The 8,623-nt window shown below is 77.6% G+C and carries 1 protein-coding gene; it reads left to right on the top strand.

Going from position 1 to position 8,623, the window contains the following annotated elements; translation table 11 throughout:
- Positions 1–42: 42 nt before the first annotated feature.
- Positions 43–8,490, top strand: a complete 8,448-nt coding sequence (locus ACZ3X1_RS19710; RefSeq protein ID WP_467280432.1) for a type I polyketide synthase — start codon at positions 43–45, stop codon at positions 8,488–8,490.
- Positions 8,491–8,623: the final 133 nt, after the last annotated feature.

Here is an 8,623-nt window from a genome sequence, read left to right on the forward strand (position 1 = left end):
GCGGACGGAACAGACGAGCGGACGAGCGGACGAGAGAGAGCGATGAGCAGCAAGCCTGGGACCACAGCCGGCCACCCGGAGCCGCACACGCCGGCCGAACCGATCGCCGTGATCGCCATGGCCTGCCGCCTGCCGGGCGCGGCCGGCCCACGCGGCCTCTGGCGCCTCCTGCGCAACGGTGCGAGCGGTATCAAGGACGTCCCCGCCGACCGCTGGAACGCCGAGGACTTCTACGACGGGGACGCGCAGCGGCCGGGCCGCGTGAACACGCGGCGCGGCGGCTTCCTCGACGACGTCGCCGGCTTCGACGCGGAGTTCTTCGGCATCTCCCCGCTGGAGGCCGAGGCGATGGACCCGCAGCAACGGCTCGTGCTGGAGCTGGGCTGGGAGGCCTTCGAGAACGCCGGACTGCGCCCCTCCGAGGTCCGCGGCAGCGCCGCGGGCGTCTTCGTCGGCTCCATCGCCGCCGACTACGAGGCCCTGCTCGCGCAGCAGGGCCCCGAGGCGATCGGCCCGTACGCCTTCACCGGCCTGCAGCGGGCCCTCGTCGCCAACCGCCTCTCCCACACCTTCGGCCTCACCGGCCCCAGCATGACCGTGGACACGGGACAGTCCTCCTCCCTGGTCGCCGTCCACCTGGCCTGCGAGAGCCTGCGCCGCGGCGAGTCCGAGCTCGCGCTCGCCGGCGGCGTGCACCTCAACCTGATCCCCGAGAGCGCCGTGCGCGCCTCGCAGTTCGGGGTGCTCTCCCCGGACGGCGAGTGCTACGCCTTCGACGCCCGCGCCAACGGTTTCGTACGCGGCGAGGGCGCCGCCGTCGTCCTGCTCAAGCCGCTGGCCCTGGCGCTCGCCGACGAGGACGAGATCGTCTGCCTCATCCACGGCAGCGCGGTCAACAACGACGGCCGCGGCGAGGGACTCGGCGTGCCGAGCCCCGACGCGCAGGGCGACGTCATCCGCGCCGCCCTGCGCCGGGCGGGCGTCGCGGCCCGCGACATCGGCTACGTCGAGCTGCACGGCACCGGGACCCGGCGCGGCGACCAGGTGGAGGCCGAGGCGCTGGGCGGTGTGTTCGCGGCCGGCCGCGAGGCCGTCGGCCCGCTGCGGGTCGGCTCGGTGAAGACGAACATCGGCCACCTGGAAGGCGCCGCGGGCATCGCCGGGCTGCTCAAGGCGGCGCTCAGCGTCCGGCACGGGGAGATCCCCCTCAGCCGCAACTTCGAGCGGCCGAGCGACCTCGTGCCCCTGGACCGGCTGGGGCTCGCCGTCCAGCGGGAGCACGGCACCTGGCCCGGCGGGGACCGACCGCGGCTGGCCGGCGTCAGCTCGTTCGGCGTCGGCGGCACCAACTGCCACGTGGTCATCGGCCAGGCACCGCCCCGGCCGGCCACCGCTCCGGCCCGGGAGGCCGCCGCGGGCGCCGTCGTGCCGTGGGTGCTCTCCGCCCGCAGCACCGCCGCGCTGCGCGACCAGGCCCGGGCCCTCGGCGAGCGCTTCGCCGCCGACCTCGGCCTGACCCCCGCCGACGTGTCCTACGCACTGGCCGCGACCCGCGACCGGATGGAACACCGCGCCGTGCTCGTGGCGGGCTCCAGGCAGGAGTTCCTGACCGGCCTGGAGGCCCTCGCGCAGGGCCGCCCCGCGCCGGGCCTCTTCCGCGGACGGGTCCGCCGCCCGGCCCGTACGGTCTTCGTCTTCCCCGGCCAGGGCTCGCAGTGGGAGGGCATGGCGCTGGACCTGCTGGAGACCTCGGAGGTCTTCCGGGCGTCCGTCGAGGAGTGCGCCGCGGCCCTCGCGCCGCACACCGACTGGTCGTTGACGGAGGTCCTGCGGGGCGCGCCGGGGGCTCCGGGCCTGGACCGGGTGGACGTGGTCCAGCCGGTGCTGTTCTCGGTGATGGTGTCGCTGGCCGCCCTGTGGCGCTCGCACGGTGTGGAGCCGGACGCGGTGGTCGGCCATTCGCAGGGCGAGATCGCCGCCGCCTGCGTGTCGGGGGCGCTCTCGCTGGAGGACGCCGCCCGCGTCGTCGCCCTGCGCAGCCGGGCCATCGTCCGCCTCGCGGGCACCGGCGGAATGATGTCGGTGGCCCTGTCCCCGCGGGAGCTGGAGCCGCTGCTCGCCCGGCATCCGGGCGAGCTGGCCCTGGCCGTGGTCAACGGCCCCTCGTCGGCCGTGGCCGGGGGATCCCCCGGGGCGCTCGCCGCCCTGCGCACGGCATGCGAGGAACGCGGCGTCCGCACGCACACCCTCCCGGTCGACTACGCCTCGCACTCCCCGCAGGTCGAGGCCATCGCCGACGAGGTGCGCACGGCCCTGAGCGGCATCCGGCCCCGCGCGGCCCGCGTCCCCTACTGCTCCAGCACCACCGGGGAGTTCCTCGACACCGGGGTGCTCGACGGCGGCTACTGGTACCGCAACCTGCGCGACACCGTGCGCTTCGACCGCTCGACACGGACCCTGCTGGACGCCGGCTTCGACCTGTTCGTCGAGGTCAGCCCGCACGCCGTACTGGCCGCCGGGCTCGCCGACACCCTGGAGTCCCGCCCGGCCGACGCCGGCGCCGACGTCAGCGTGGTGGGCACCCTCGCCCGCGACGAGGGCGGCCGGGACCGCTTCCTGCTGTCGCTGGCCGAGGCCCACGCCGGCGGCGCCGCGGCGGACCTGGCCGAAGTGGCCCGGGCCGCCGGGGGCCGCCGGGTGACGCTGCCCACCTACCCCTTCCAGCGGCGCCGGCACTGGCTGCGTACTCAGCCGCGCACCGCGACCGCGGCCCCCGCCGGGCCCGCCGGCCCGGGCGAGCCGGAGCCGGCGGCGGCACCGGCCGCCGACGCGTCCGCCGCGGACCCGCTGGACCTCGTACTCGGCCACGCGGCCGCACTGCTCGGGTACGTGGACCCGGCGGACGTCGACCCGCACGGCGCCTTCCGCGACCTCGGCTTCAACTCCCTGACCCTGGTGCAGCTGCGGCGCCGCCTCGCCGAGGCCACCGGCCTGCGGCTGCCCTCCACCCTGTTCTTCGACTTCCCCACGCCCGACGCCACGGCGCGGCGGCTGCGGGAGCTGGACGGCGACCGGGCGCACGGGCCCGCGGGCGCGCCCGCCGAACCGGCCGCCGCCGCCGACACGCGGGAGGACGGCGTGGCGCGGGTGGACGGCGACGCGCGGGAGGACGCCGACCCCGTCGTCATCGTGTCGATGGCCTGCCGCTACCCCGGCGGCGTGCGCTCCCCCGAGGACCTCTGGCGGCTCGTCACCGAGGGCGGCGACGCCATGTCGGAGTTCCCCGCCGACCGCGGCTGGGACCTGGACGCCCTGCACGACCCGGATCCCGCCCGCCCGGGCACCACGTACGCCCGACGGGCCGGCTTCCTCCTGGACGCGGCCCGCTTCGACGCGACCCTGTTCGGGATCAGCCCGCGCGAAGCCCTCGCGATGGACCCGCAGCAGCGGATCATGCTCGAACTGGCCTGGGAGGCCCTCGAGCGGGCGGGCATCGACCCGCGGTCCGTCCGCGGCCACCGCACCGGCGTGTTCGTCGGCGCCATGCCCTCCGGCTACGGTCCCCCGCTGCACGAGGCCCCCAGGAACGCCGAGGGCCACCTGCTGACGGGGTCCGCGCCCAGCGTCATATCCGGCCGGATCAGCTACGTCCTCGGCCTCCAGGGGCCCGCACTGACCGTGGACACCGCCTGCTCGTCCTCCCTGGTCTCCCTGCACCTGGCCGCGCAGGCCATCGAGCGCGGCGAATGCGACGCGGCGCTCGCCGGAGGCGTCACCGTCATGGCCAACCCGGGCATGTTCACCGAGTTCAGCCGCCAGCGCGGACTGGCCGCCGACGGCCTGTGCAAGGCGTACTCAGCGGACGCCGACGGCACGGGCTGGAGCGAGGGCGCCGGCCTGCTGCTGCTGGAACGGCTCTCCGACGCACGCCGCCACGGACACCCGGTCCTCGCGGTCGTCAAGGGCACCGCCACCAACCAGGACGGCGCCAGCAACGGGCTGACCGCCCCGCACGGCCCCTCCCAGGAGCGGGTCATCCGCGCGGCACTCGACGCCGCCGGGCTCGCCCCGCACCAGGTGGACGCGGTCGAGGGCCACGGCACGGGCACCGTGCTCGGCGACCCGATCGAGGCCGGGGCGCTGCTGGCCACCTACGGCCGGGACCGGCCGGGTGACTCCCCGCTGTGGCTGGGCTCCCTCAAGTCCAACATCGGCCACACCCAGGCCGCGGCCGGCGTCGGCGGCGTGATCAAGACGGTGCTCGCGATGCGCCACGGCCTGCTGCCGCGCACCCTGCACGCCGAGACCCCCTCCCCGCACATCGACTGGTCGGCGGGCGCCGTACGGCTGTTGCAGGAGCACCGGCCCTGGCCGGCGGCCGCCGCCCCGCGCCGGGCCGCCGTCTCCTCCTTCGGCATCAGCGGCACCAACGCACACGTGGTCGTCGAGGAACCGCCCGCCCCGGCGCCCGCCGCCGAACCGGCGGCCGCCCCGGTCCCGGCCGGTGTGCCCGTCGCCTGGCCGCTGTCGGCCGCCGACGAGGACGCGCTGCGCGAGGCCGCCGCCCGGCTGCGCGACACGGTCACCGGCGGGCAACTGCCGCCCGCACCGGCCGACGTCGGACACTCCCTGGCCACCGGCCGCGCCGCCTTGGCGCACCGCGCGGTGGTCCTCGCCACCGGCCGCGAGGACTTCACGGCGGCGCTGACGGCCCTCGCGGACGGCACGGCGACCACGTCCGTCCACCGGGGGACCGCCGCCTCCGCACCGGGCCGCCTCGCCTTCCTCTTCACCGGGCAGGGCAGCCAGCGCCCCGGCATGGGCCGCGCACTGTACGCGGCGTTCCCGGTGTTCGCCCGCGCGCTCGACGAGGTGTGCGGACACCTCGACGGCCTGCTCGAAGGCCCGCTGCGCCCCGTCATGTTCGCCGACGAGGGCACTGCAGAGGCCGCGCTGCTGGACCGTACGCAATGGACGCAGCCGGCGCTGTTCGCCTTCGAGGTCGCGCTCTTCCGGCTGGTCGAGGCATGGGGCCTGCGCCCCGACCGGCTGCTCGGGCACTCCGTCGGCGAACTCGCCGCCGCCCACGCGGCCGGTGTGCTGTCGCTCCCCGACGCCTGCGCGCTGGTCGCGGCCCGGGCCCGGCTGATGGGCGCGCTGCCCGAGGGCGGCGCCATGGCCGCGCTGCACGCGCCCGAGGAGGAGGTGCTCGGCTGGCTGGCCGGGCACGAGGCCGTCGCGGGCATCGCCGCCGTCAACGGCCCCCGCTCGGTCGTGGTGTCCGGGGACGAGGACGTCGTACGGGAACTCCTGGACCGCTGCCGGGAGTCGGGCCGGCGCGGCAAGCTCCTCAACGTCAGCCACGCCTTCCACTCGCCGCTCATGGAGCCGATGCTGGAGCGGTTCGCCGCCGTGGCCCGGTCGGTGACGTACCACCCGCCGCGGATCCCCGTCGTGTCGCACCGCACCGGGCGGCCGGTGTCCGCCGCCGAGCTGTGCACCGCCGACCACTGGGTGGAGCACGTCCGCCTGCCGGTGCGCTTCCTCGACGGGATGACCGCGCTCGCCGGGGACGGCGTACGGGCCTGTCTGGAACTGGGCCCCGACGGCGTGCTCGGCGCCATGGCCCGCTCGTGCCTGGCCGAGCCCGGGGCGACCGTACTGGCCGCGGCGGCCCGGCGGGGACGGCCGGAGCCCGCCACGCTGCTCGGCGCCCTCGCCGAACTGCACGTGCGCGGCACGACAGTGGCCTGGGACCGGGTCCTGTCCGGGCGCGGGGCGCGCCGGGTGGACCTGCCCGTCTATCCCTTCCGGGGCGCCGCGTACTGGCTGCCGCTGCCGGGCCCGGCCGGCGGGAGCCTGGCCGCGGCGGGCATCGGGGCGAGCGGACACCCGCTGCTCGGTGCGGAGATCGAACTGCCCGGCCAGGACGGCCTGTTGTTCACCTCGCGGCTGTCGACGGAGAGCCACCCGTGGCTCGCCGATCACGTCGTGCAGGGCGCGGTCCTGGTGCCCGGTACGGCCTTCGTCGAGATCGCCCTGCAGGCCGGTGCCGCCGTCGGGGCCGCGGGCATCGCCGAACTGGTCCTGCGGCGCCCGCTCGCGCTCGGCCCCGGGGTCGCGGTGGACCTGCGCTGCCAGGTCGGTGCCCCCGGCCCGGACGGCGCGCGCACCGTCACGGTGCACTCCCGCCCGGCCGGTGCGGGCCGCGGGGAGCCGTGGACCGACCACGCCGGTGGCCTGCTGGAGGCCCCGGCGGCGCAGGACGAGCGGGCGCCCGGCGCGGCGGCGGCGGTGGACCCGGCCGAGGTGCACGGGCTGCCGGACGGCACGTACGAGCGGCTGGCCGGCCTGGGGTTCGCGTACGGGCCGGGCTTCCGGGGGCTGCGGTCGATGCGGCGCACCGACGGCGCGCTGTGGGCCGAGGTGGCCCTGCCGGACGGGCAGCGGCCCGCCGGGGCGGCCTTCGCGGCGCACCCCGCGCTGTTGGACGCCGCGCTCCACCCCTTCCTGGTGGACTCCCTCGACTCGGGCGGGCAGGAGGTCCTGCTGCCCTTCGTGTGGCGGGGTGTACGGGTGCACAGCCCCGGAGCCGGCGCGGCCCGGGTGCGGTTGGAGTCCGGGCCGGGAGCGGGCGCGTTCGCGCTGGAGCTGACGGACGGCGGGGGGCGGCCGATCCTGACGGCGGAGTCCGTCGTGTTCCGGGCCCGTCCGGCCGGGGACGACCCGGCGGCCGGCCTGCTCGTCCTCGACTGGTCGCCGGCATCGAAGCCGGGGACGCAGCCGGGGGCGGAGCGGGGGGCGGAGCGGGGGGCGGAGCCGGCGCCCGCGCCGGAAGCCGCTTCCGCCGCCGTGCACGGCCGACGCTGGGCGGTGCTGGGGTCCGACAGCCTGGGTCTGGCCACGGCGTTCAAGGCGCGGGACACAGCGGTGACCACGTTCGTGGACCTGCTCGCCCTCGACGGGGGGATGGGCGCGGCGGGGGAGGTCCCCGACGTCGTGTTCGTCACGGCGCGCGGCGAGGCCCCGGACACCGCCGACGCGACCCGTTCCGCGACCCAGCGCACGCTGCTGCTGCTCCAGGAGTGGCTGACCGACACCCGGCTCGGCGACAGCAGGCTGGTCTTCGTCACCACCGGCGCGGTCGCCGCGACGGCCGCGGACGAGCTCTGCGACCTGGCCGGCGCCGCCCTGTGGGGGCTGGTGCGCAGCGCGCAGACCGAGCACCCGGGCCGGTTCGTCCTGGTCGACGTGGCCGCGGACGAGGACATCGACGCACGGGCCCTGGCCTCGGTCGTGGCCTCCGGCGCACCGCAGTCCGCGATCCGTGCCGGCGCCGTACTGCACCCGGCCCTGACCCGGGCCGTCACCGGCGGCGACGGCGGCCTGGAGCCGGCCGCGGCCGCATGGGGTGCGCACGGCACGGTGCTCGTCACCGGCGGCACCGGCGCCCTCGGCGCCCTGCTGGCCGAGCACCTGGTGCGCCGCCACGGGGTGCGCGACCTGCTGCTGCTCAGCCGCAGCGGGCCGCAGGCCGCGGGCGCGGGGCGGCTCGTGGCCGCCCTGGCGGACCTGGGGGCGTCGGCCACCGTCGTGGCGTGCGACGCCTCCGACGCCGGGGCGCTGGCCGCCGTACTGGCGGACGTACCGGCCGACCGGCCGCTGACGGCCGTGGTGCACGCGGCGGGGATCACCGACGACTCGACGATCGCGGGGCTCACCCCGCGCCGGCTGGAGCGGGTGCTGGAGGCCAAGGCCGCGGCGGCGCTGAACCTGCACCGGCTGACGGAGGGCGCGCCGCTGCGGGCGTTCGTGATGTTCTCCTCCGTCATGGGTCTGCTGGGCGGCGCCGGTCAGGCCAACTATGCGGCCGCCAACGCCCAGTTGGACGCACTGGCCCGGCACCGGCGGGACCTCGGGCTGCCGGGGCTGTCCCTGGCCTGGGGGCTGTGGGGCGGCGCCGGGATGGGTGGCCGGCTCACGGCTGCCGACCTCGCCCGCATGGGCCGGATCGGCCTGGCGCCGCTCTCGGCGGAGCAGGGCCTGGACCTGTTCGACGCGGCCTGCGCGGGCGACGAGGCGGTCGTCGCACCGGTCGCCCTGGCACCCGCCGCGCTGCGGGGTGACGGGCGCCGGCTGCCCGCGCTGCTGCGGGGGCTCGCCCTCGGCGGCGGGGTGTCCCCGGCCGGGTCCGCGGGGGCGGATTCCCCGCGGGACGCGCTGCGCGGGCTGCCGGCCGCGGAGCGGCGGGCGGAACTCGTCGAAATCGTGCGCCGCCGGGTCGCCGAGGTGCTGGGGCACGCCGGGGCGGAGGCGGTCGCCGCGGACCGCGACTTCTGGGAGCTGGGCCTGGATTCGCTGACCGCGCTGGAGCTGACCGGCCGGCTGGGTACCGAGGCGGGGGTGCGGCTGGGCGCGACGGCGGCCTTCGACCACCCGACGGCCGTGGCCCTCGCCGCCCACCTGGCGGCCGAGATGGACGGGGCATGACGGCGGCCGCCCCCCGGGGGGGGGCCCCCCGGCGGCGGCCGGCGGCCCGGAGGGCAGAAAGCGCGGGGCGCGCCCCGGAGTTCCACGACCGCGCCGCGGGGTTCGTCGGCGAGCTCGAAAAAGTGGTCGCGGG

This window comes from Streptomyces sp. NPDC023541, assembly GCF_055559995.1.

What these genes read in the sequence shown, in the direction of transcription:
- ACZ3X1_RS19710 (WP_467280432.1), top strand. Translation starts at nt 43, where the DNA reads ATGAGCAGCAAGCCTGGGACCACAGCCGGCCACCCGGAGCCGCACACG.